The sequence below is a fragment of the Streptomyces sp. NPDC015532 genome (assembly GCF_043078065.1).
Classification (GTDB): Bacteria; Actinomycetota; Actinomycetes; order Streptomycetales; family Streptomycetaceae; genus Streptomyces.
In genome coordinates this window covers 248,973-271,654 of sequence record NZ_JBIBSY010000009.1, presented here as the reverse complement: position 1 = coordinate 271,654, position 22,682 = coordinate 248,973, and the positions used below count along the sequence as shown (strand labels likewise).

Genomic DNA, 22,682 nt, shown 5'->3' with positions numbered 1-22,682 from the left:
CCTCAGGCGACGTTCACCCGTTGTCCGGGCGGGGCCGCCTCCAGCCAGGCGAGGAATCCCGTCAGCGCGTCCTCGCTCATCGCCAGTTCGAGACGCGTCCCGCGGTGGAGGCAGGCCAGGATGATCGCGTCGGAGAGCAGCGCCAGCTCCTCCTCGCCGGCGGCGGCACGACGGCCGTCCACCTCGATCGCCGAACGTTCGAGGACGCGGCGCGGGCGGGGGGCGTACGAGAAGACGCGGTACCACTCGATCCGGTCGCCGTTGTAGCGGGCCACTCCGTAGCTCCAGCCCTTGCCGCTGGGGTCACCCTTCTCGGCGACGTCCCAGCGCAGACTGCAGTCGAACGTTCCGCCGGAACGCTGGATGAGCCGGCGGCGGAGGCCGAAGACGAACAGCCCCACCACCACGAGCGCCACTACCACTCCGCACACAGTCAGAGCGAGGACCATCGACACCGACCTCCTCGTCTCCTAGGTAACGGAAAAGAAAAAACTTCCGGATTCGCCTCAGCCGCGGCCAGGGCCGGAGTGATCCGGTCCCAGCCGCGGCTGAGTCAAAGCCTTGCACAGTGCTCCCCCAGCGCCTGCGGCGCCGGGGTCACACCGATGGTCAGCGGGTCGACACCGCACGCAGGCGGACGTCCGCGCGACGCTCGGCGGACGCGTCGGCGTCCGACTTCGCGCGCTCGAGCGCCCGCTCCGCACGCTGGACGTCGATCTCGTCCGAAAGCTCGGCGATCTCGGCCAGCAGCGACAGCTTGTTGTCGGCGAACGAGATGAAACCGCCGTGCACCGCGGCGATGACCGTTCCACCATCACTCGTACGAATGGTCACCGGGCCCGACTCCAGCACACCGAGAAGCGGCTGGTGACCGGGCATGACGCCGATGTCGCCGGACGCGGTACGCGCGACGACCAGGGTGGCCTCGCCGGACCAGACACTGCGGTCCGCGGCGACGAGCTCGACGTGCAGCTCAGTAGCCAAGGTGGGCTCCTCGGGTCACCACCCGGCGTTGCTGCCGGGTGTTGGGTCAAAGTCTAGTAGGCGTACGGAGGGGGAAGGACCGCACCCCGCGAGGCGCGGTCCAGCCCCCTCACTCAGAACACGAGGTTCAGGAGACGCCGAGCTCCTTGGCGTTGGCCTTGAGGTCCTCAATGCCACCGCAGAGGAAGAACGCCTGCTCCGGGAAGTGGTCGTACTCACCGTCGATGATCGCGTTGAAGGCCGCGATCGACTCGTCCAGCGGGACGTCCGACCCGTCGACGCCGGTGAACTGCTTGGCGACGTGGGTGTTCTGGGACAGGAAGCGCTCCACGCGACGGGCGCGGTGGACGGTGAGCTTGTCCTCCTCGCCCAGCTCGTCGATACCGAGGATCGCGATGATGTCCTGAAGGTCCTTGTACTTCTGAAGAACCGACTTGACGCGCATCGCGGCCGCGTAGTGGTCCGCCGCGATGTAGCGGGGGTCCAGGATGCGGGACGTGGAGTCCAGCGGGTCCACGGCCGGGTAGATGCCCTTCTCGGAGATCGGACGGGAGAGAACCGTCGTCGCGTCGAGGTGGGCGAACGTGGTGGCCGGGGCCGGGTCGGTCAGGTCGTCCGCGGGGACGTAGATCGCCTGCATCGAGGTGATCGAGTGACCACGGGTCGAGGTGATGCGCTCCTGGAGGAGACCCATCTCGTCGGCCAGGTTCGGCTGGTAACCCACCGCGGAGGGCATACGGCCGAGCAGGGTCGAGACCTCGGAACCGGCCTGCGTGAAGCGGAAGATGTTGTCGATGAAGAACAGCACGTCCTGCTTCTGCACATCGCGGAAGTACTCCGCCATGGTCAGACCCGCGAGGGCCACGCGCAGACGGGTGCCCGGGGGCTCGTCCATCTGGCCGAAGACAAGCGCCGTCTTGTCGATGACGCCCGACTCGGACATCTCCGCGATGAGGTCGTTGCCCTCACGCGTGCGCTCACCGACACCGGCGAACACGGAGACACCGTCGTGGTTGTTGGCGACGCGGTAGATCATCTCCTGGATGAGCACCGTCTTGCCGACACCGGCACCACCGAACAGACCGATCTTTCCACCCTTGACGTACGGGGTGAGAAGGTCGATGACCTTGACGCCGGTCTCGAACATCTCGGTCTTCGACTCGAGCTCGTCGAAGCGCGGGGCCTTGCGGTGGATGGTCCAGCGCTCGCCCGAGTAGGTCTCGTCCGAGTTCAGCACCTCACCGAGGGTGTTGAACACCTTGCCCTTGGTGAAGTCGCCGACCGGGACGCTGATGCCCGTTCCGGTGTCGGTGACCACGGCCTGGCGGACCAGACCGTCGGTGGGCTGCATGGAGATCGTACGGACCAGGCCGTCACCCAGGTGCTGGGCGACTTCCAGGGTCAGCGTCTTCAGCTCGCCGGCGTTGGCCGGGTCGGCCACCTCGACGTGAAGGGCGTTGTAAATCTCCGGCATCGCGTCGACGGGGAACTCCACGTCGACGACCGGGCCGATGACCCGGGCGACGCGGCCCGTGGCAACGGCCGTCTCAGAAGTCGTCGTCATTACTTGTCACTCCCCGCGGTCGCGTCGGCAAGGGCTGCGGAGCCGCCGACGATCTCGCTGATTTCCTGGGTGATTTCGGCCTGGCGGGCCGCATTGGCAAGTCGGGAGAGCGTGGTGATCAGGTCTCCCGCGTTGTCGGTCGCCGACTTCATCGCGCGGCGCGTGGCGGCGTGCTTGGAGGCAGCCGACTGGAGCAGCGCGTTGTAGATACGGCTCTCGACGTAGCGCGGCAGCAGGGCGTCGAGGACGTCCTCCGCCGACGGCTCGAACTCGAACAGCGGGAGGATCTCGCCCTTCGGCGCCTCCTCCGCGACCTCTTCGAGGCGAAGCGGCAGCAGACGGCCGTCGATGGCCGACTGCGTCATCATCGAGACGAACTCGGTGTAGACGATGTGGATTTCATCCACGCCGCCGTCCGCCGTGTCCTTCTCGATGGCCTCGATCAGCGGACCCGCGACCTTCTTCGCGTCCGCGTAGGTGGGCTCGTCGGTGAAACCCGACCACGACTCCACGACCTTGCGCTCGCGGAAGTTGTAGTGGGCCAGACCTCGGCGGCCGACGATGTACGTGTCGACCTTCTTGCCCTCGGCCTCGAGGCGGGCGGTCAGCAGCTCCGCCGCCTTGATGGCGTTGGAGTTGAAGGCGCCGGCCAGACCGCGGTCGCTCGTGAGGAGCAGCACCGCGGAACGGGTCGCCGTCTCCGCCTCCGTGGTCAGCGGGTGCTTGGTGTTCGAGCCGGTGCCGACCGCCGTGACCGCGCGGGTGAGCTCGGTCGCGTACGGCGTGGAGGCCGCCACCTTGCGCTGCGCCTTGACGACGCGCGAGGCGGCGATCATCTCCATCGCCTTGGTGATCTTCTTGGTCGCGGTGACGGATCGGATGCGACGCTTGTAGACCCGGAGCTGGGCTCCCATGAGTCAGGTCCCTTCCTTACGTCACTTGGCGGCGGCCGGAGCGTCCTCGCCGAGAAGCTTCCCGTCCGAGGTCTCGAACTGCTTCTTGAACTCCGTGATGCCGTCGGCGATGGCGGTGAGCGTGTCGTCCGACATCTTGCCGCCCTCCTTGATGGAGGTCATGAGGCCCTGCTCCTTGCGGTGCAGGTACTCCAGGAGCTCCTTCTCGAAGCGGCGGATGTCGGCGACCGGAACGTCGTCCATCTTGCCCGTGGTGGCGGACCACACGGAGACGACCTGGTCCTCGGTCGGCATCGGCTGGTACTGAGCCTGCTTGAGCAGCTCGACCAGACGCTGACCGCGCTCCAGCTGCGCCTTCGACGCGGCGTCCAGGTCGGAACCGAAGGCGGCGAACGCCTCCAGCTCGCGGTACTGGGCCAGGTCGAGGCGAAGACGGCCGGAGACCTGCTTCATCGCCTTGTGCTGGGCCGAGCCACCGACGCGGGAGACCGAGATACCGACGTTCAGGGCCGGACGCTGGCCGGCGTTGAACAGGTCGGACTCCAGGAAGCACTGGCCGTCGGTGATGGAGATGACGTTGGTCGGGATGAACGCCGACACGTCGTTCGCCTTGGTCTCGACGATCGGCAGACCCGTCATCGAACCGGCGCCCAGGTCGTCGGAGAGCTTCGCGCAGCGCTCCAGCAGACGGGAGTGCAGGTAGAAGACGTCACCGGGGTAGGCCTCGCGGCCCGGCGGACGGCGGAGCAGCAGGGACACGGCGCGGTAGGCGTCGGCCTGCTTCGAGAGGTCGTCGAAGATGATGAGGACGTGCTTGCCCTCGTACATCCACTGCTGACCGATGGCCGAACCGGTGTACGGCGCAAGGTACTTGAAGCCGGCCGGGTCGGACGCCGGGGCGGCGACGATGGTCGTGTACTCCAGCGCGCCGGCCTCTTCGAGGGCGCCACGCACGGAGGCGATGGTCGAACCCTTCTGGCCGATGGCGACGTAGATGCAGCGGACCTGCTTCTTCGTGTCGCCCGAGCGCCAGTTGTCGCGCTGGTTGATGATCGTGTCGACGGCCAGCGCGGTCTTGCCGGTCTGACGGTCGCCGATGATCAGCTGACGCTGGCCACGGCCGATCGGGGTCATCGCGTCGACGGCCTTGTAGCCCGTCTCCATCGGCTCGTGCACCGACTTGCGGACCATGACGCCCGGGGCCTGCAGCTCGAGGGCGCGGCGGCCGGACGTCTCGATCTCGCCGAGGCCGTCGATCGGGTTGCCGAGCGGGTCGACTACGCGGCCGAGGTAGCCCTCGCCCACGGCGACGGACAGCACCTCACCGGTGCGCTGCACCGGCTGGCCCTCTTCAATACCGCTGAACTCGCCGAGGACGACCGCACCGATCTCGCGCTCTTCCAGGTTCAGCGCGAGGCCGAGGGTTCCGTCCTCGAACTTCAGCAGCTCGTTCGCCATGGCCGAGGGAAGACCCTCGATCTTGGCGATACCGTCGCCGGCGACGGTGACCGTACCGACCTCCTCGCGCGAGGCCGCGTCCGGCTGGTACGACTGGACAAAGTTCTCCAGTGCGTCCCGGATCTCCTCCGGCCGGATCGTGAGCTCCGCCATCTGGGTTCCCTGCTCTCCTTGTTGGGCCCGAAGTTTCACTTGGGGGGATGGGGGACTCCCCCCGATGAGAGGTGAATCCTCTGCACGGCCCAACCAGGGCCGTAATTGCGTACTGCTTGTGTGGTTACTAGCTCGCCATGCGGCGGGCGGCGTCCTCGAGACGGTCCGCTACGGAACCGTTGATGACCTCGTCGCCGACCTGCACCCGGATCCCGCCGAGGACATCGGGGTCCACGTCGAGGTTGAGGTGCATCGGGCGGCCGTAGAGCTTGGCCAGAGAGGCGCCGAGGCGCTGCTTCTGTCCGTCGCTCAGCGGCACCGCCGAGGTGACCACGGCGACCATGCGGTCACGGCGCTCGGCGGCGAGCCTGGACAGGGACTCGAGTCCCGCTTCCAGGCTACGTCCGCGGGGCGCGGTCACGAGGCGCGTCACCAGACGCTCGGTCGTCACGTCGGCCCGGCCGCCGAGCAGACTGCGCAGCAGCCCGCTCTTGGCCGCCGTGGTGGCGGCCCGGTCGGTCAGCGCGGCGCGCAGCTCGGTGTTCGAGGCGACGATCCGGCCGAAGCGGAACAGTTCGTCCTCGACGTTGTCGAGCGCGCCCGTCCGCTGCGCCGCCGTGAGGTCGGCGGTGGCGGTGAGCTCCTCAAGGGCGTCCACCAGGTCGCGGGGCTGCGACCAGCGGGAACGCACCATGCCGGAGACCAGGTCGGCGGCGGTGCCGCCCACCTGGGTGCCCAGCAGGCGCTGGACCAGCTCGGCCTTGGCCTCGCCGGGCTGCGCCGGGTCGGTGAGGACCCGACGCAGCGACACCTCGCGGTGGAGCAGCGCGGTGACCGCGGCCAGCTCGTCGGCGAGCTGTGCCGCGTCCACGGACGTCGAGTCCGTCAGCGCGTCGAGACGCTCACGTGCGGCTGCGGTTGCCTCGCGGCTCGCTCCGTGTGCAGTCATCGAGCCGCCTCGGCCTTCTCCTCAAGCTCGGAGAGGAAACGGTCGATGACGCGGCTCTGGCGGGCGTGGTCCTCGAGGGACTCGCCGACGAGCTTGCCGGCCAGGTCGGTGGCCAGGTGGCCGACGTCCTGACGCAGCGCCTGAGCGGCGGCCTTGCGGTCTGCCTCGATCTGCGTGTGACCGGCGGCGACGATCTCCTCGCGCTGCCGCTGGCCTTCCGCGCGCATCTCGGCGATGAGCGTGGCGCCCTGCTCCGTGGCTTCCTGGCGCAGGCGCGCGGCCTCGTGACGGGCCTCGGCGAGCTGAGCCTTGTACTGCTCAAGAACGCTCTGGGCCTCTGTCTGCGCGGCCTCGGCCTTTTCGATACCGCCCTCGATGGCCTCGCGACGCTGCTCCAGAACCTTGTTGATGTTCGGGAGCAGCTTCCAGGCCAGGAAACCGAAGACGATGACGAAGGCGAGCAGGCCGATGACAAGCTCGGGGATCGGCGGGATGAGAGGGTTTTCCTTCTCCTCGGCCGCCAGAATGAGCAAGTGGCTCATGTCAGTGCCTTTCGTCTAGTGGGCTGTCGCTGATCGGGTGGATCAGGTGCCGTAGACGAACGGCATGACCAGACCGATGAGGGCGAGCGCCTCACAGAAGGCGAAGCCGAGGATCTGGTTGGCGCGGATCAGACCGGCGGCCTCGGGCTGACGGGCGAGAGCCTGGGTGCCGTTACCGAAGATGATGCCGACGCCGACGCCGGGGCCGATGGCCGCGAGGCCGTAACCGATCGAGCCGAGCGAGCCGGAGACAGCGGCAAGGGTCTGGGACATGCCAGTTCTTCCTTTTCTTTACGGACCGGTGGGGGTTGGCCACCGGACGACTGCGGGTTCAGAGACGGGCGCTCAGTGGTGCTCGGCCAGCGCGCCCTGGATGAAGGTGCAGGTCAGCAGCACGAACACGTACGCCTGCAGGGCCTGGATGAACAGCTCGAAGGCCGTCATGACGATGACCATGACGAACGAGACGCCGGCGTAGGCGATCCCGAAGCCGTTGAGCAGGTACCAGGACGCGATCGTGAACAGCAGCAGCAGGGTGTGACCCGCGAACATGTTCGCGAAGAGTCGCACCGCGTGCGTGAACGGCCGGACGATCAGGTTGGAGAGCAGCTCGATGAACATGGCCAGCGGAAGAACCGGGCCCAGCGACTTGTCGTAGCCGCTGAAGTTCTTGAACGCTCCGACGAATCCGTGGCGCTTGAACGTCAGGGACACCCAGACGACGTAGACGATCAGGGCGAGTACCGCGGGGTAGGCGATGATCGCCGTGACCGGGAACTGCGCGACCGGAATGATCGACCAGAGGTTCATCATCCAGATGAAGAAGAACAGCGAGACGATCAGCGGAACGTACTTCTCGCCCTCCTTCTTGCCGATGGTCTCGTAGACGACGCCGCGGCGGATGAAGTCGTAGCCGGTCTCGGCGACCATCTGCAGCTTGCCCGGGACGACCTTCGGCTTACGGAAGGCGGCCCAGAAGAAGCCGACGACGACGATCGAGCCGAGCAGCGCCAGGAGCATCGTCTTGTTGAAGTACAAGTTGCTGTCCCCGTCGCCCCAGAGGGGCTCGAACAGGAACGAGTGCAGCCCGGGAGCCGGGAAGCCACAGCCGTCGAAGATGTGGCAGTCGGTCTCGAAGGCGAGCACCTGCGTCGGGTCAGCACTCACCGCGGGCTCCTTCAGCGTGGCGCATAGGTACGGCAACCTCGTTGTGTCGGCGCGGCGCGCAGCCGCGGTTCGGCACTGGACTGGTGTTACGGATGTGGGGGCGGCAGTGGGGCATCAAGCCTCGCGATCGAACAGGCGTCAGCTCAGATGCCCGCGCCCGCGATGCCGCAGTTGGCACCGGACGATAGCAGGATCTCCCGCGTGCACTTATCCCGGCCCTACCCCTCACGACGAGTGCCCCTTGTTTTCGGGCTTTTCGGCCTTCGAGGAGTCGGGTTCGACGTAGAGGATCTTGGCCTTCATATGGGCACGTGCCTGTGCGCCGATCCACACGAGTGTGGTGACGACCAGGGTGAGCGCGAAGGACTTGGGATTGAACAGCGATGTGTTCTTGAACGCGGCGACAAAAATGAAGAGCAGAAGAATCTGCGCCGTGTAGAGCAGGAGACCCATCGCCTGGAACAAGTGCGGAAGCGATTTGGCGGTGCGCTGCAGGACGTAGAGGCCGAGCCCCATGAAGAGGATCACCACCAGCGTCGCGACGACCGCCCCGAGCGCTCCCTCGCCGCCGGCGACCACACCGCTGACGACGGCGGCAATCGCGCCGACGGCAGCTGTGGGTACAGCGGCCTGAAGGAGGATCCGGGCGTCATTGGACGGCATGGCGGCAACTCCGCTTGCTAAGGGGGGCGTGTCGTCATGGACGAGCGTAGTCCCGGGCTGAGAGAGAACCTCACGCCAGAGGACCGTCGTACTGGGGTCCTTCGGCTCTGCCCTGGGTTCTCGTGAACCGTATCACAAACTATTTGATGAGGTCTTTACCTGGTTGGTGTGCTGACTGTCACACATGAGAGTGAAGCTGCGCGTCTGTGCATTCCAAGCGCCCATTTGTCTGGTATTGGGGCGCTTTACTTCCCCACGATTTGGTCACGCGTTAGTCAGATTCTTACCTTCGGCTCAGCGCGAGGACTCGGCCTCACGCCGGTCCAGAAGTCGCGCACGGGTACCGATCGCCGTCGCTCCGTTGACTCCTGAGACTCCGGCGGCCGCCGGAGCACGGTGCTCACGCGCCTCGTCCGGCTCGCTCTCGGGCGCCGCCTCGTGGGTCACGGGCGCGACGTCCGGAGCCGCGGCCCGGGCGGCCCTGCGGCGGCGGTAGCGCGGCGGCAGGAGGTGCTCGGCCCAGCGCGGGGCACGCGGTGTGAAGCGCGGCAGCAGGAGCAGCACGAGGCCGATGGCGCTGAGCGCCGCGATGGTGAGCACGCTCCACATGGCCCCGGAGTTGACCGAGTACGCGAGGGCGCCGAAGGCGATCAGCGCCGACCAGAAGTACATGATCAGGACCGCGCGGCTGTGCGAGTGGCCGACCTCCAGGAGGCGGTGGTGCAGGTGGCCCCGGTCGGCGGCGAACGGCGACTGCCCGCGCCAGGTGCGCCGCACGATGGCGAGCACCAGGTCGGCTGCCGGGATCGCGATGATCGTCAGCGGCAGCAGCAGCGGGATGAACACGGGCACCGTCTGGTGCACGGTGTTGCGCGGGGATCCGGTGAAGAGGTTCATCACGTCGGGGTCGATCTGCCCGGTGATGGAGATCGCGCCCGCGGCCAGGACCAGACCGATGAGCATCGACCCGGAGTCGCCCATGAAGATCCGCGCGGGATGCATGTTGTGCGGCAGGAAGCCCAGGCACATGCCCATCAGGATCGCCGCGAAGAGCGTCGCCGGGGCGGCCGCCTCGATGCCGTACGAGTACCAGATCCGGTAGGCGTACAGGAAGAACGCGGCGGACGCGATGCACACCATGCCGGCGGCCAGTCCGTCGAGGCCGTCCACGAAGTTGACCGCGTTGATGGTGATGACGACGAGCGCCACCGTCAGCAGCGTGCCCTGCCACTGGGTCAGCGCGACCAGGCCGACCCCGGGGATCGGCAGCCACAGGATCGTCAGACCCTGCATGACCATCACGCCGGCGGCGATCATCTGGCCGCCGAGCTTGATCAGGGCGTCGATCTCGAACTTGTCGTCCAGCACGCCGATCAGCCAGATCAGCGCGGCGCCGGAGAGCAGGGCGCGCGGCTCGTTCGAGTTGGCGAAGACCTCGTTGAGGTTCGCCAGGTGGTCCGCGACCAGCAGACCGGCGCACAGACCGAAGAACATCGCGATGCCGCCGAGCCTCGGCGTGGGTTCACGGTGCACGTCACGCGCCCGGATTTCCGGCATGGCTCCGGCCACGATCGCGAATTTCCGTACCGGCCCTGTCAGCAGGTACGTCACCGCGGCCGTGATGCAGAGCGTCAGCAGGTATTCACGCACGGGCTTCCCCACAGGTTTCGCTGGCCATCACAGCCCCACACCCTAGCGATGCACGCATATGGTTGAGGACTTTCGGGTAGCGACGATGGTTGCACGTGTGGCTGTGCGGCTCGGTACGCGTACCCCCGGTCAGTCCGGATAGGGCGGAAATCTTCCGGTCAGTTCCCGTACTTCCTCGCGTGCCGCCCTGCTGTCCATCTCGTCCCGCAGCACGCCCGCGAACAGTGCCACGACCCGTGCCATCTCCGGCTCGCCCATCCCCTGGGTGGTCAGCGCCGCGGTGCCCAGCCGCAGGCCCCGGGCGTCGCCGTGAGGCAGCGCACAGGTGTCGAGGACCATACCGGCGGCGGCCAGCCGGCCGCGCGCGGTGCGCCCGTCGACGCCGAGCGGTACCGGATCCGCGACCAGCAGATGGGTGTCGGTGCCGCCCGTGGTGACCGCGAGCCCCTCCGCCTCCAGCCCCGCGGCCAGCACCCGGGCGTTGGCGGTCACCTGATGGGCGTACGCCGTGAAGGCCGGGGTCTCCGCCTCGCCGAACGCGACGGCCTTGGCCGCGATGCTGTTCATCTGCGCACCGCCCTGGGTGAACGGGAAGACCGCCCGGTCGACCCGCTCGGCCAGTTCGCCACCGCACAGGAGCATGCCGCCGCGCGGCCCCCGGAGCACCTTGTGCGTGGTGGCGCACACGACATCGGCGTACGGCACCGGGTTCGGCGCCGCTCCCCCCGCGACGAGCCCGATGGGGTGGGCGGCGTCCGCGATGAGATAGGCGCCGACCTCGTCGGCGATCTCCCGGAACAGCGCGTAGTCGATGTGCCGCGGGTACGAGATCGACCCGCAGACGACGGCCTTGGGGCGACGGGCGCGGGCCAGGGCGCGCACCTGCTCGTAGTCGATCAGTCCCGACTCCGCCTCGACGCCGTAGCCGACGAAGTCGAACCAGCGGCCGGAGAAGTTCGCGGGCGACCCGTGGGTGAGATGACCGCCGAAGGGCAGGCCCATCGCCAGCACGGTGTCACCGGGGCGCAGCAGGGCGGCGTACGCGGCCAGGACGGCCGAACTCCCGGAGTGGGACTGGACGTTGGCGTGATCGGCGCCGAAGAGGGCCTTGGCGCGGTCGACGGCGATCCGCTCGGCGACGTCGACGATCTCGCAGCCGCCGTGGTGGCGGGCGCCGGGATACCCCTCGGCGTACTTGTTCGCCAGCGGCGAGCCGAGCGCGGCCAGCACGGCGGGCGAGGTGAAGTTCTCCGCCGCGGTGAGCTGCAGCGTGGTGGACTGCCGGTCCAGCTCACCGAGCAGGATCTCGGCGAGCTCGGGATCCTGTCGGCGCAGGACATCCGCTTCGGGCATGGTGGCGACCGGCATGGTGGACTCCGGACATCTGCGGGGGACGCTTATGTCCAATGTAGAACCGGGACCGGTCGCACGCCCGGTGTCACGTCCGCGCGGGTACCCCCGTCAGAGCGGTGACGACCGGGTCCAGTGCCTCGTTGATCTCGTCCCCGATGGCCCGGAAGAACGGCAGGGGCGCCCCGTAGGGGTCGAACACCTCGTCGGCCTCCGCGGTCGGGGCCAGCAGCCAGCCGCGCAGCGCCGCGGCGGCCCGCACCAGGGCGACGGCGCGCTCGATCACGCCGTCCTGGAGGGGCGGCAGCGTCGCCGTGTCTATGGCGCGGACCAGCCGGGTGAACTCCTTCAGGGTGAAGGTGCGCAGGCCGGCGGAGTGGCCCATGGAGATGACCTGGGCGCGGTGGTCGCGGGTGGCCGTCAGGACCAGGTCGGCGCGGATCACGTGGTCGTCGAGGAGCTCGCGCCCCACGAAGCCGGAGGGGTCCGCGCCGAAGTCGGTCAGGACGGTCGCGGCGTTGGCCTCCATGGGCGCGCCCTCGTGGCCCCAGGTGCCGGCGCTCTCCACGATGAGGCCGCCCCACAGGGGGTCGCCCAGCCGGTCCGCCAGGGCATGCCGGGTCAGCCGCTCGGTGATCGGCGAGCGGCACACGTTGCCGGTGCTGACGTGGAGGATGCGGAAGGACCCGCTCGGGGATCCGCCGGTTCCGTTGAACCCCGCGCCTATGCCACGCATGGGACTGCCCCCTGCTCCGGCCGAGCCGGGAGCCCGGAGGACTCGGGGGCTGTCAATTCGCCACCTCGAGGTCGGGTACGACCTTGCGGAGCTCCTCCGCCGACAGGGCGCCCGCGCGCAGCAGGACGGGGACCTTGCCGGTGACGTCGACGATCGAGGAGGGCACGTTGCCCGGGGTCGGGCCGCCGTCCAGGTAGACCGAGACGGAGTCGCCGAGCATCGCCTGGGCGGCGTCGCAGTCCTCCGGCGCGGGGTGGCCGGTGAGGTTGGCGGAGGAGACGGCCATCGGGCCGACCTCCGTGAGCAGCTCGATGGCGACGGGGTGCAGCGGCATACGGATCGCCACCGTGCCCCGGGTGTCCCCCAGGTCCCACTGGAGCGACGGCTGGTGCTTGGCGACGAGGGTCAGGGCGCCGGGCCAGAACGCGTCGACGAGCTCCCAGGCCATCTCGGAGAAGTCCGTGACGAGGCCGTGCAGGGTGTTCGGGGAGCCGATGAGGACAGGGGTGGGCATGTTGCGGCCCCGGCCCTTGGCGTCGAGCAGGTCGGCGACGGCCTCCGAGGTGAAGGCGTCGGCGCCGATGCCGTAGACGGTGTCGGTGGGGAGGACCACCAGTTCGCCACGGCGGACGGCGGACGCCGCCTCACGCAGACCTGTGGTGCGGTCGGTCGCGTCGTTGGTGTCGTATCGCCGTGCCATTTAGCGGGCCTCCTCATACACGTACTGCTGGCTGGGGGTGCGAAGAAACGCGATGCGGTCGAAGGCGACGCGCGGACGCACCACGGCGCCGCCGCGCGCCGGGACCGTGAAAGCCGTGCTCACGGCATCGCCTTGCGGGCGGTCGCGAACCGCGGCCGGTTGTTGAGGTCCGGGTGGTCGGCCGCGTCGGCCCAGCCCCGCTCCTCGGTGAAGATCCACGGCACCTGTCCGCCCTGGGTGTCGGCGTGCTCGATGACGACGACGCCGCCGGGGCGCAGCAGCCGGTGCGCGGTGCGCTCGATGCCGCGGATGAGGTCGAGTCCGTCCTCGCCGGAGAACAGGGCGAGCTCCGGGTCGTGGTCCCGGGCCTCCGGCTGCACGTACTCCCATTCGGTGAGCGGGATGTACGGAGGGTTGGAGATCACCAGGTCGACCTGGCCGTCGAGGTCGGGGAACGACGTGAGGGCGTCTCCCTGGCGCAGGTCGACCCTGGACCCCTCGACGTTCTTGCGCGTCCACCGGAGGGCGTCCTCGGACAGCTCCACGGCGTGCACACGGGAGCGCGGGACCTCCTGGGCGAGGGCGAGCGCGATCGCGCCCGAGCCCGTGCACAGGTCGACGATCAGCGGTTCGACGACGTCCATCGCGCGGACGGCGTCTATGGCCCAGCCGACGACCGACTCGGTCTCCGGGCGGGGGACGAAGACGCCGGGCCCCACCTGGAGTTCGAGGTAGCGGAAGTAGGCGCGCCCGGTGATGTGCTGGAGCGGCTCGCGGGCCTCGCGGCGCGCGATCACCTCCCAGTAGCGGGCGTCGAAGTCCGCGTCCTTGACGCTGTGCAGCTCGCCCCGCTTCACACCGTGCACGAAGGCGGCGAGCTCCTCCGCGTCGTTGCGCGGCGAGGGCACGCCGGCGTCGGCCAGCCGCTGGGTGGCCTGGGCCACTTCCGCGAGCAGCACGCTGCGGGGGTTTGGGGGTCGACCCCCAAAATGTTGCTGCACGCTGGTCCTCCGGGGCTGAGCTGTTGTCGTTTGCTGTTACGCGTTGGCGAGCTTGGCGGCCGAGTCCGCGTCGACGCAGGCCTGGATGACCGCGTCGAGCTCCCCGTCCAGCACCTGGTCCAAGTTGTACGCCTTGAAGCCGACGCGGTGGTCCGAGATGCGATTCTCCGGGAAGTTGTACGTACGGATCTTCTCGGAGCGGTCGACGGTGCGGACCTGGCTGCGCCGGGCGTCCGCGGCCTCACGCTCCGCCTCCTCCTGCGCCGCCGCGAGGAGCCTGGAGCGCAGGATACGCATCGCCTGCTCCTTGTTCTGCAGCTGGCTCTTCTCGTTCTGGCAGGAAGCGACGACTCCGGTGGGAATGTGCGTGATGCGCACGGCGGAGTCGGTCGTGTTGACGGACTGGCCGCCGGGGCCCGAGGAGCGGTAGACGTCGATACGGAGATCGTTCGCGTGGATCTCGACGTCGACCTCCTCGGCCTCGGGCGTGACCAGGACACCGGCGGCCGAGGTGTGGATACGCCCCTGCGACTCGGTGGAGGGCACGCGCTGCACGCGGTGCACGCCGCCCTCGTACTTCATCCGGGCCCAGACGCCCTGGCCGGGCTCGGTGGCACCCTGGCCGCCCTTGGTCTTCACGGCGACCTGGACGTCCTTGTAGCCGCCGAGCTCGGACTCGGTGGCGTCGATGAGCTCGGTCTTCCAGCCGACGCGCTCGGCGTAGCGCAGGTACATGCGCAGCAGATCACCGGCGAACAGGGCGGACTCGTCGCCGCCGGCGCCCGCCTTGATCTCCAGGATGACGTCCTTGTCGTCGCTCGGGTCGCGCGGGACCAGGAGCAGGCGGAGCTTCTCGGTGAGCTCCTCGCGCTGCTTCTCCAGGTCCTTGACCTCGGCGGCGAAGTCGGGGTCGTCGGCGGCGAACTCCTTCGCCGTGCCGATGTCGTCCCCGGTCTGCTTCCAGGAGCGGTACGTCGCGACGATCGGGGTCAGCTCGGCGTAGCGCTTGTTGAGCTTGCGCGCGTTGGCCTGGTCGGCGTGCACCGACGGGTCAGCGAGCTTCTTCTCCAGATCGGCGTGCTCGCCGATCAGTTCCTCGACCGCCTCGAACATCTCCGGCTCCAATGGACTGTCCCCAGCTCTGTACAGGGCGCGGGGACGTAGGTACGGCGTTGGGGTTCCCCTGCTCGAACGTGTCGAGAGCCCGGGGAGGGGGCTGGACCGCAAAGCGCCGGTCCCCAAGTCCCCGTGCGGGGGACTCCGAAGACCGGCGCTGTGGGCTCGCTACTTGTTGGCAGCGGCAGCCTTGCCGAAGCGGGCCTCGAAGCGGGCCACACGGCCACCGGTGTCGAGGATCTTCTGCTTGCCCGTGTAGAACGGGTGGCACTCGGAGCAGACCTCGGCGCGGACGGTGCCGCTGGAGATCGTGCTGCGGGTGGTGAACGACGCGCCACAGGTACAGCTGACCTGCGTCTCGACGTACTCGGGGTGGATGTCGCGCTTCAAGGTGTCTCCTAGTTTCGGGAGGGCACCGGGTCGCCGCCGCTGGATGCGGATGCGTGAACCGGGGCCGACGTACCAGTCTGCCAGCACTGGCCGTATCCCCCAAAACGGGGGGACGCGACGATCTATTCCCCGGCCGGCCCGCACGCGGCCGCGGGGGCCCGGCCGGGGCTCAGCCGGGGCTGACGACGCCCTTCGCGGTGCCGGTGGCGGTTCCCTCGGTGGCCGCCTTCGGGATCGGCTCGTCGGCCTTCAGCGCCTTCCACACCAGCTCGGCCTTCTTCTTCTCGACCAGGACGCGGTTGGCGTCGGCCGGGTCGTACCGGACCGGCATCGTCACCATGGTCATGCGGGACGAGCCGATGCCCTTGAGGCCGCCCGCGAAGGAGGCGAGGTCGGTGACGCTGCCGAGGTCGGAGTCGGTGGTCACGGTCTTGGTCGCGGTGTCGGCGAGGTCGTACAGCTTTTTGGGGTTGGACAGGAGCCCGATGTGCTTGACCTGGTCGACCAGGGCCTTCATGAACGCCTGCTGGAGCTGGATGCGGCCGAGGTCGGAGCCGTCACCGACGCCGTGCCGGGTGCGGACCAGGCCGAGCGCCTGCTTGCCGTTGAGCTCGTGGGACCCGGCCGCCAGGTGCAGATGGCTCTCGTGGTCCGAGATGGCCTTGGTCGTGGTGATCGTGACACCGCCGAGGTCGTCGATCAGCTTCTGGAAGCCGCTGAAGTCGATCTCGATGTAGTGGTCCATGCGGATGCCGGTCATGGACTCGACGGTCTTCACGGCGCAGGCGGCGCCGCCGGTGGAGTAGGCGGAGTTGAACATCGCGCCGGAGACCGCGCCGTGGACGGTGCCCTTGGAGTCGGTGCAGGAGGGCCGCTCGACGAGGGTGTCACGGGGCACGGAGACCACACTGGCCCGCTTGTGGCCCTTGTACACGTGGACGATCATCGCGGTGTCGGAGCGGGCGCTGCCGTCGTCGGCGCCGCCGCCGAGCTTCTTGTTGGTGCCGGAGCGGGTGTCGGAGCCGAGGACCAGGATGTTCTCCGAGCCGTTGTCGACCTTCAGGGGCCGGTCGCTGCCGAGCGCCTGGTTGATGTCGACGCTCGTGAGGTTGCCGTTGAGCTTGAAGAACAGATAACCGGCTCCGGCGCCGCCGAGCGCCACGACACCCGCCGCGGTCCAGGCCGTGACGAGCAGGGCCTTGCGCCGGGGGCTGCGGGCCTTGCGGCGGCTGCCTTTCGGGCGGGGCGGCGTGCTGTCGCCGGGGTCGCCCGGTATGACGGGCTCCGGCGTGCTCTCGGCGGGCATGTGTACCTCGGCTTCCTCTTTACGGTCGGTTACCCCCTGCTTTCAGGGCCAGGCCCATCCGGTCGTGACAAGGCGTACCGCTCCATGGTCACTCCGTACGGTCAGACGGGGAAACTCGGGAAAGGGTTGCACGACGCAAAGTGCCCACCGCGTGACGCGGTGGGCACCCTGTGCAGCCGGCCGGAGCGGGAAGAACCCGCTCACCTGCGATGTCAGCCGAAGATGTCGTACTGCTTGAAATCGGTACCGACCGAGATCCTTGTGGCAAAGATCTCGGAGGTGGCCTTTCCGGTCCCGGGGTACAGGTAGAGCGTGCCGCCGGGGGTGCGGGCCAGGAAGTCGGCCTTGCCGTCACCGGTCACGTCACCGGGGGCGTCGAAGGCGTTGTAGTCGGCCCAGGTGCGCACCTTGATGCGCGCGGAGAAGGCGTCGCTGCCGGTCTTGCCGGTGCCCTTGTACAGGTAGACGTACGACCCGGACGAGCTGCGCGCGATCAGGTCGGCCTTGCCGTCGCCGGTGAAGTCACCGTGCGCGCGGATGGAGTTGTACTGGTTCCAGCCGGTGCGGACCTGGACGCGCGCCGAGAAGGTGCCGTTGCCCTTGCCCGGGTACTCCCACATCGCTCCGGCGGAGTCGACGGAGAGCATGTCGGGCAGGCCGTCGCCGGTGAGGTCGCCGGGGGCGATGATCCGGGTGCGGGTCTTCCAGTTGGTGAAGATCTTGTCGTTGGCCCAGTCCTCCACGGACGGCAGCCAGTGCATCCAGTGGACGTCACCGGTGGCGCTCTCGCGGACGACGAAGTCCTGGTAGCCGTCCCGGTTGAGGTCGGCCTGGAGCACGACGTTCACGCCGTCCCACGAGCCCCACGACTGACGCGCGGCGAACGAGGTGCCGTTGGAGTCCTTCTCGTAGCCCGTCTTGGTCGACGAGTTGCGGACCCACAGGTCTGCCTTGTGGTCGTCGTTCAGGTTGGCGTCCTCGACGCGCGGCCAGGCGGCGCCGACATAGGTGCTGACCTTCGAGAAGACGCTGTACGCGCCCTTCGCGACGCAGTCCTCGACACCCCAGGACACGACACCGACGATGCGGCCGCCCACGATCAGCGGACCACCCGAGTCACCGTTGCAGGCCGTGGTGGTGCCGGCGTCGGTGCCGGTCGCCTTGGTGCCCGCGCAGACCATGTGGCCCGCGACGAAGTCGGTGCCGTACGCGGTCTTGCAGGTGGTGTCCGAGTTGATCGGCAGCGTGGCCGTCTTCAGCGTCTCGGAGATGTCCTGCGTGGTGGACGTGGTGCGGCCCCAGCCGTACAGCGTCGCCTTGGTGTTGGCCGCGTACGAGGTGGTGTCACCGGACGTCGTCATGCGGATCGGCTTGGCCGTGACGGGCCTCGCCAGGGTGATGACCGCGATGTCGTTGTTGATGGTCGTCGAGCTGTACGACGGGTGGTTCCACTGACGCCAGGCGCCGGTGACCGTACCGCCGTGCAGGTCGGTGTCGCCCGCCGAGTCGCTCGTCGGCAGCTGGGCGGTGCCGGTGATGACGGCGCCGTTGGCCTTCCAGTCGTAGCCCTTGACGCAGTGCGCGGCGGTGAGGATCTTCGTCGGCGACACGACGGAGCCACCGCAGAAGAAGCCGAGGTCGTCGGCCTCGCTGGTGGTGCCCTTGTCGTCGTAGTACCAGAGCTGCGCCATCCACGGGGCCGTGGAGATGGTGGTCGTGGTACCGCCGATGATCTTCGGGTCGACGCGTGCCGTGTTCGTGGCCGCGCTCAGGGACGCCTTCTGGGTCGTCCGGCCCGCGGTGTCGTCACCGGCCAGAGCGCCCGCGACACGCTTCTCCAGCGCGGCCTGGGACGGCGCGGAGTTGGTGAGGTTCACGGTGGGCGCGGGCAGCGTCGTGCTGGGCGCGGCGTTCGCGGACGACATCAGAAGCGCGCCGGCGACCACCGCGGCGAGGCCCGCCGCGGCGACCGGGACGGCGATCCGTATGCGGCGTCTGTGCCTACCGCCCCCGGGCGTGGACGTATCCACTCAAGTCCCCCCTCAGAGATAAGAGTTCAGATCTGCTTCAGCAGAAGTTCAAGGGCGCGATCGTACACGTGTCCCGAACAGCGCAAAGGGCCGCCCCCGTCACCTGGGTGACGGGGGCGGCCCTTTGCGGTTCTGCCCTGCGAACTCCGGTCGCGGACGACCTCGGTCGCGAAGACGTCAGTCGTTGTTGTTACCCGGCGACGGCGTCGTCTTCTGGATCTGGAGCAGGAACTCGGCGTTCGACTTCGTCTGCTTCATCTTGTCGAGCAGCAGCTCGATCGCCTGCTGCTGGTCGAGCGCGTGGAGCACGCGGCGCAGCTTCCAGGTGATGGCGAGCTCGTCGCTGCCGAGCAGGAGCTCTTCCTTACGGGTACCGGACGCGTCCACGTCCACCGCCGGGAAGACGCGCTTGTCGGCGAGCTTCCGGTCGAGCTTGAGCTCGGCGTTGCCGGTGCCCTTGAACTCCTCGAAGATGACCTCGTCCATGCGCGAGCCGGTGTCGACGAGCGCGGTGGCCAGGATGGTCAGCGAGCCGCCGTCCTCGATGTTGCGCGCGGCACCGAAGAAGCGCTTCGGCGGGTACAGCGCGGTCGAGTCGACACCACCGGACAGGATGCGGCCGGAGGCCGGGGCGGCGAGGTTGTACGCACGGCCCAGACGGGTGATCGAGTCGAGCAGCACGACGACGTCGTGGCCCAGCTCCACCAGACGCTTGGCGCGCTCGATGGCGAGCTCGGCGACCGTGGTGTGGTCCTCGGCCGGACGGTCGAAGGTCGAGGAGATGACCTCGCCCTTGACCGACCGCTGCATGTCGGTGACCTCTTCCGGACGCTCGTCGACCAGGACGACCATCAGGTGGCACTCGGGGTTGTTGACGGTGATCGCGTTGGCGATCGCCTGCAGGATCATGGTCTTGCCGGTCTTCGGCGGGGCCACGATCAGACCGCGCTGGCCCTTGCCGATCGGCGCGACGAGGTCGATGATCCGGGTCGTCAGCACACCCGGGTCGGTCTCCAGGCGGAGCCGGTCCTGCGGGTAGAGCGGCGTCAGCTTGTTGAACTCCGGGCGCCCGCGCCCGGATTCGGCCGCCATGCCGTTCGCCGAGTCGAGGCGGACCAGCGCGTTGAACTTCTCGCGGCGCTCGCCGTCCTTGGGCTGACGGACCGCGCCGGTGACGTGGTCACCCTTGCGCAGGCCGTTCTTGCGGACCTGGGCGAGGGAGACGTACACGTCGTTGGGACCCGGCAGGTAGCCCGACGTACGGATGAACGCGTAGTTGTCGAGGATGTCGAGGATGCCCGCGACGGGGATCAGCACGTCGTCGTCGGCGACCTGCGGCTCGGCGATCTCGTCGCGTCCACGACGGCCACGGCGGTCCCGGTAACGGCCGCGCCGGCCGCGGCGGCCGCCCTCGAAGTCGTCGTCGTCCTGCGGTCCGTTGTCGCGCGGACCGTTGTCACGCGGACCACTGTCACGCGGCTGCTGGCGGTCCTGACGGCCGCCGCCCTGCTGCTGACGGTCCGGACGGTCCTGGCGCTCCTGACGGTCCGGGCGCTGCTGGCCGGCGCCCTGGCCGCTGCCGCCCTGCTGCTCGTCACCCTTGGCCGGGCGGCGGTCGCGGTCACGGCCACCCCGGTCGCGGTCACGGCGGTCACGGCGCTCGCGGCGGCCCTCGGCGCTCTCGGCGTCGCCCTGCGTCTCGGTCTTCGCCTCGGCGGTGACCGTCTCGGGGCTGCCCGCGTCGGCGGTGGCACGGCGACGGCGGCGCTCGGCGGGGGCGTCGTCTCCCCCGCGGTCGGCCTCGCCGGTGCGGGAGGGACCGCCGGCCGGCTGGCCGGGGATCTCGATCTGCTGCTGGGCCACTGCCTTCTCGGCGGCCTTCTCGGCCTTGGCCACGGCCGGCGCGGCGGCCTCGTCACCCGTACGGGCCTTCGAGGTGGACCGGCGCTTCGGCTTGGTCTCGGCGGCGGCGTCGGACGCCGTCTTGGCCTGAGCACCCCCGCCGGCCTGCGCCTCCTTGATGACCTCGATCAGCTGGCTCTTGCGCATCCGCGCGGTGCCCCTGATACCGAGGCCGGATGCGACCTGCTGCAGCTCGGCCAGCACCATGCCCTCGAGGCCGGTACCGCGGCGTCGCCTGGAGCCGGCACCGGTGGCAGGCGCGGAGGCGTCCGTGGCGGGCGCGGCAGCGGTCTCCTCGACACGTGCGCCCATCAGATCGGTGGTGTCGCTCACGAAGGGTCCTTCCCTGGAGCGGACGTCGGCCTGTCTGGCTCGGCGACCGGTTGTGCTGTCCGGCATTGGTCCTTGCTGTGTGGACCGTGCCGGGGCGGTGGTCCGCCTAAGCGGCGGAAGACATTGCTGGTGATGACGATTCCGGAGCCGTGGCACTGAGGTTCGGTGTCATCGGCTCGGTCACGCCGGTTCCGGAGCGTGCTCAGCACTGCTCAGCGCATAGCACCCAATGCAAGGCACGTAGCAGTTTGGGAGGCTCCCGGAAGAATGGGTGTCCCGGACAGGGACGCGAAGCACCTCGCCATGGTGGGGTCGGGTGCAGACTTGAGGTTAACACTACCGGATCCAACAAACATTCCCCCTCTCCAAATCCGGCGACCGTGCGTCGTCAATCGACCTCGACGGGTGCGAGGGGCAGCACGCACGCCCCCTGCGCGTCGAGGTCCAGACGGTTGGCCGCCCAGCCCTGACCTGCGAGATCGGCCACCTTGTCGGCCGACGCGCGGTCCGCCAGCGCGAGGACGGTGGGTCCCGCTCCGGAGATCACCGCCGGGATGTCGTCGGCGCGCAGGCGCTCCACGAGGGCGGCGCTCTCGGGCATCGCCGGAGCGCGGTACTCCTGGTGCAGCCGGTCCTCGGTCGCGGGCAGCAGCAGCTCGGGGCGGCGGGTCAGCGCCTCGACGAGCAGTGCGGCGCGGCCCGCGTTGGCGGCGGCGTCGACATGCGGGACGGTGCGCGGCAGCAGACCGCGCGCGGTCTCGGTGAGCACGGGCTTCCCGGGCACGAAGACCACCGGAACGATGGAGTCGGCGGGGTCCATCCTGATGGCGCGCGCGGCGCCGGACTCCATCCAGGAGAGCGTGAATCCGCCGAGCAGACAGGCCGCGACGTTGTCGGGGTGCCCCTCGATCTCGGTGGCGAGCTCCAGGAGCGCGGTGTCGTCGAGCCTGCTGTCCCCGCCTATCGTCACCGCGCGGGCGGCGACGATGCCGGCGCAGATGGCGGCCGACGAGGAGCCGAGACCCCGGCCGTGCGGGATGCGGTTGGCGCAGACGATCTCGAGGCCGCGCGGCTGTCCGCCGAGCAGGTCGAAAGCGGTGCGCAGGGAACGTACGAGGAGATGCTTCTCGTCGCGGGGCAGCGTCTCGCTGCCCTCACCCGCGATGTCGATGTGCAGTCCTGAGTCGGCCACCCGGACGACCACGTCGTCGTAAAGCCCCAGTGACAGGCCGAAGGCGTCGAAACCCGGGCCGAGGTTGGCACTGGTGGCGGGGACGCGCACCCGGACGGCGGCGGCGCGGAACGCTGGACCGGCCATCGCTCGATGACTCTCCTTGAGCTGCGTGATGTACGAGATTGACGAGAACTGCGAGATGAACAGCGAGATGTACTGCGACGAACGGGCACCAGGACCCGGAGTCCGCAGAGACCGCGCGGCACCGCGGCATATGCGGCGGGCGGGTTCGGTACAGCCTATCGAAGGAAGGTTCTGTGGCGACATAGGGCGCACAGGAGGCGCACGATGCGTGTCGTAAGCCCCTCGTGCACCCCCCGCCGGGTCGGCATCGGGATACCCCCCGCGAGCGGGCGGTTTCCGTCGGCTTTCGGACGGTTTCCCGCCCGTCCACAGCGAGTTCCCCACGGTGGGACGGCTCCGGGAGTCCGCCCGCCCCGTGCTCCGGGGTTCACGCCCGGCGTGTCGTCACCGGCGAATTCACGCCGGAACAGGGCCGACTTCACGCCGATCCGAGCCGCTTTCCGGCCGGACCTGCCG

The 22,682-nt window shown here is 69.0% G+C and carries 22 protein-coding genes; all 22 read right to left on the bottom strand.

Annotated features, from left to right (window positions below; all coding sequences use genetic code 11):
* Positions 1-2 precede the first annotated feature (2 nt).
* The 22 genes from ACF07B_RS26295 to thrB all read right to left on the bottom strand — a co-directional run bounded on the left by ACF07B_RS26295 (position 3) and on the right by thrB (position 22,226).
* On the bottom strand, positions 3-449 hold the full coding sequence (locus ACF07B_RS26295; RefSeq protein WP_328671440.1) for a DUF2550 domain-containing protein: 447 nt from the start codon (positions 447-449) through the stop codon (positions 3-5).
* A gap of 160 nt (positions 450-609) precedes the next feature.
* Positions 610-984, bottom strand: a complete 375-nt coding sequence (locus tag ACF07B_RS26290) for a F0F1 ATP synthase subunit epsilon (protein ID WP_362398653.1) — start codon at positions 982-984, stop codon at positions 610-612.
* A gap of 127 nt (positions 985-1,111) precedes the next feature.
* Positions 1,112-2,548 carry a F0F1 ATP synthase subunit beta gene (atpD, locus tag ACF07B_RS26285; RefSeq protein ID WP_328448113.1) on the bottom strand — a complete coding sequence of 479 codons (1,437 nt, stop codon included), beginning with the start codon at positions 2,546-2,548 and terminating at the stop codon, positions 1,112-1,114.
* Positions 2,548-3,462 (bottom strand): F0F1 ATP synthase subunit gamma, encoded by a 915-nt coding sequence (locus ACF07B_RS26280; protein ID WP_392180746.1) that lies wholly within the window; start codon positions 3,460-3,462, stop codon positions 2,548-2,550. Before ACF07B_RS26280 ends, atpD begins: the two co-directional genes overlap by 1 nt.
* Before the next feature lie 21 nt (positions 3,463-3,483).
* Positions 3,484-5,073: a F0F1 ATP synthase subunit alpha gene (atpA, locus tag ACF07B_RS26275; protein WP_328448117.1), complete on the bottom strand. Its 1,590-nt coding sequence runs from the start codon at positions 5,071-5,073 to the stop codon at positions 3,484-3,486.
* 127 nt (positions 5,074-5,200) lie between these two features.
* Positions 5,201-6,022 (bottom strand): F0F1 ATP synthase subunit delta, encoded by an 822-nt coding sequence (locus tag ACF07B_RS26270; protein WP_369484096.1) that lies wholly within the window; start codon positions 6,020-6,022, stop codon positions 5,201-5,203.
* Positions 6,019-6,564, bottom strand: a complete 546-nt coding sequence (locus ACF07B_RS26265; RefSeq protein WP_261707168.1) for a F0F1 ATP synthase subunit B — start codon at positions 6,562-6,564, stop codon at positions 6,019-6,021. Before ACF07B_RS26265 ends, ACF07B_RS26270 begins: the two co-directional genes overlap by 4 nt.
* 42 nt (positions 6,565-6,606) lie before the next feature.
* Positions 6,607-6,837, bottom strand: coding sequence for an ATP synthase F0 subunit C (gene atpE / locus ACF07B_RS26260; protein WP_028804225.1), 231 nt, complete (start codon positions 6,835-6,837; stop codon positions 6,607-6,609).
* A 72-nt stretch (positions 6,838-6,909) separates the two neighbouring features.
* Positions 6,910-7,731, bottom strand: a complete 822-nt coding sequence (atpB, locus tag ACF07B_RS26255) for a F0F1 ATP synthase subunit A (RefSeq protein ID WP_351859483.1) — start codon at positions 7,729-7,731, stop codon at positions 6,910-6,912.
* Positions 7,732-7,956: 225 nt separating this feature from the next.
* Positions 7,957-8,394, bottom strand: coding sequence for a hypothetical protein (locus ACF07B_RS26250; RefSeq protein WP_392180745.1), 438 nt, complete (start codon positions 8,392-8,394; stop codon positions 7,957-7,959).
* A gap of 294 nt (positions 8,395-8,688) precedes the next feature.
* On the bottom strand, positions 8,689-10,044 hold the full coding sequence (locus ACF07B_RS26245; RefSeq protein WP_392180744.1) for an MraY family glycosyltransferase: 1,356 nt from the start codon (positions 10,042-10,044) through the stop codon (positions 8,689-8,691).
* A gap of 129 nt (positions 10,045-10,173) precedes the next feature.
* Positions 10,174-11,412, bottom strand: coding sequence for a serine hydroxymethyltransferase (gene glyA / locus ACF07B_RS26240; protein WP_392180743.1), 1,239 nt, complete (start codon positions 11,410-11,412; stop codon positions 10,174-10,176).
* A 70-nt stretch (positions 11,413-11,482) separates the two neighbouring features.
* Entirely contained in the window at positions 11,483-12,130 is a 648-nt protein-coding gene (locus tag ACF07B_RS26235) for a protein-tyrosine-phosphatase (protein ID WP_362398669.1), read from the bottom strand.
* Positions 12,131-12,182: 52 nt separating this feature from the next.
* Positions 12,183-12,830: an L-threonylcarbamoyladenylate synthase gene (locus ACF07B_RS26230; RefSeq protein WP_362398672.1), complete on the bottom strand. Its 648-nt coding sequence runs from the start codon at positions 12,828-12,830 to the stop codon at positions 12,183-12,185.
* Positions 12,831-12,953, bottom strand: coding sequence for a hypothetical protein (locus ACF07B_RS26225; protein WP_384239938.1), 123 nt, complete (start codon positions 12,951-12,953; stop codon positions 12,831-12,833).
* On the bottom strand, positions 12,950-13,789 hold the full coding sequence (prmC, locus tag ACF07B_RS26220) for a peptide chain release factor N(5)-glutamine methyltransferase (RefSeq protein ID WP_369484102.1): 840 nt from the start codon (positions 13,787-13,789) through the stop codon (positions 12,950-12,952). Before prmC ends, ACF07B_RS26225 begins: the two co-directional genes overlap by 4 nt.
* A 78-nt stretch (positions 13,790-13,867) precedes the next feature.
* Positions 13,868-14,944, bottom strand: a complete 1,077-nt coding sequence (gene prfA, locus ACF07B_RS26215) for a peptide chain release factor 1 (RefSeq protein WP_362398678.1) — start codon at positions 14,942-14,944, stop codon at positions 13,868-13,870.
* A 171-nt stretch (positions 14,945-15,115) separates the two neighbouring features.
* Positions 15,116-15,337, bottom strand: a complete 222-nt coding sequence (gene rpmE, locus ACF07B_RS26210; RefSeq protein WP_100595864.1) for a 50S ribosomal protein L31 — start codon at positions 15,335-15,337, stop codon at positions 15,116-15,118.
* A 169-nt stretch (positions 15,338-15,506) separates the two neighbouring features.
* Positions 15,507-16,643, bottom strand: coding sequence for an LCP family protein (locus tag ACF07B_RS26205; protein WP_392180742.1), 1,137 nt, complete (start codon positions 16,641-16,643; stop codon positions 15,507-15,509).
* A gap of 212 nt (positions 16,644-16,855) precedes the next feature.
* Entirely contained in the window at positions 16,856-18,673 is a 1,818-nt protein-coding gene (locus ACF07B_RS26200) for a trypsin-like serine protease (protein WP_392180741.1), read from the bottom strand.
* Positions 18,674-18,850: 177 nt separating this feature from the next.
* Positions 18,851-20,908, bottom strand: a complete 2,058-nt coding sequence (gene rho / locus ACF07B_RS26195) for a transcription termination factor Rho (protein WP_392180740.1) — start codon at positions 20,906-20,908, stop codon at positions 18,851-18,853.
* A 388-nt stretch (positions 20,909-21,296) separates the two neighbouring features.
* Positions 21,297-22,226: a homoserine kinase gene (gene thrB / locus ACF07B_RS26190; RefSeq protein ID WP_384233195.1), complete on the bottom strand. Its 930-nt coding sequence runs from the start codon at positions 22,224-22,226 to the stop codon at positions 21,297-21,299.
* Positions 22,227-22,682: the final 456 nt, after the last annotated feature.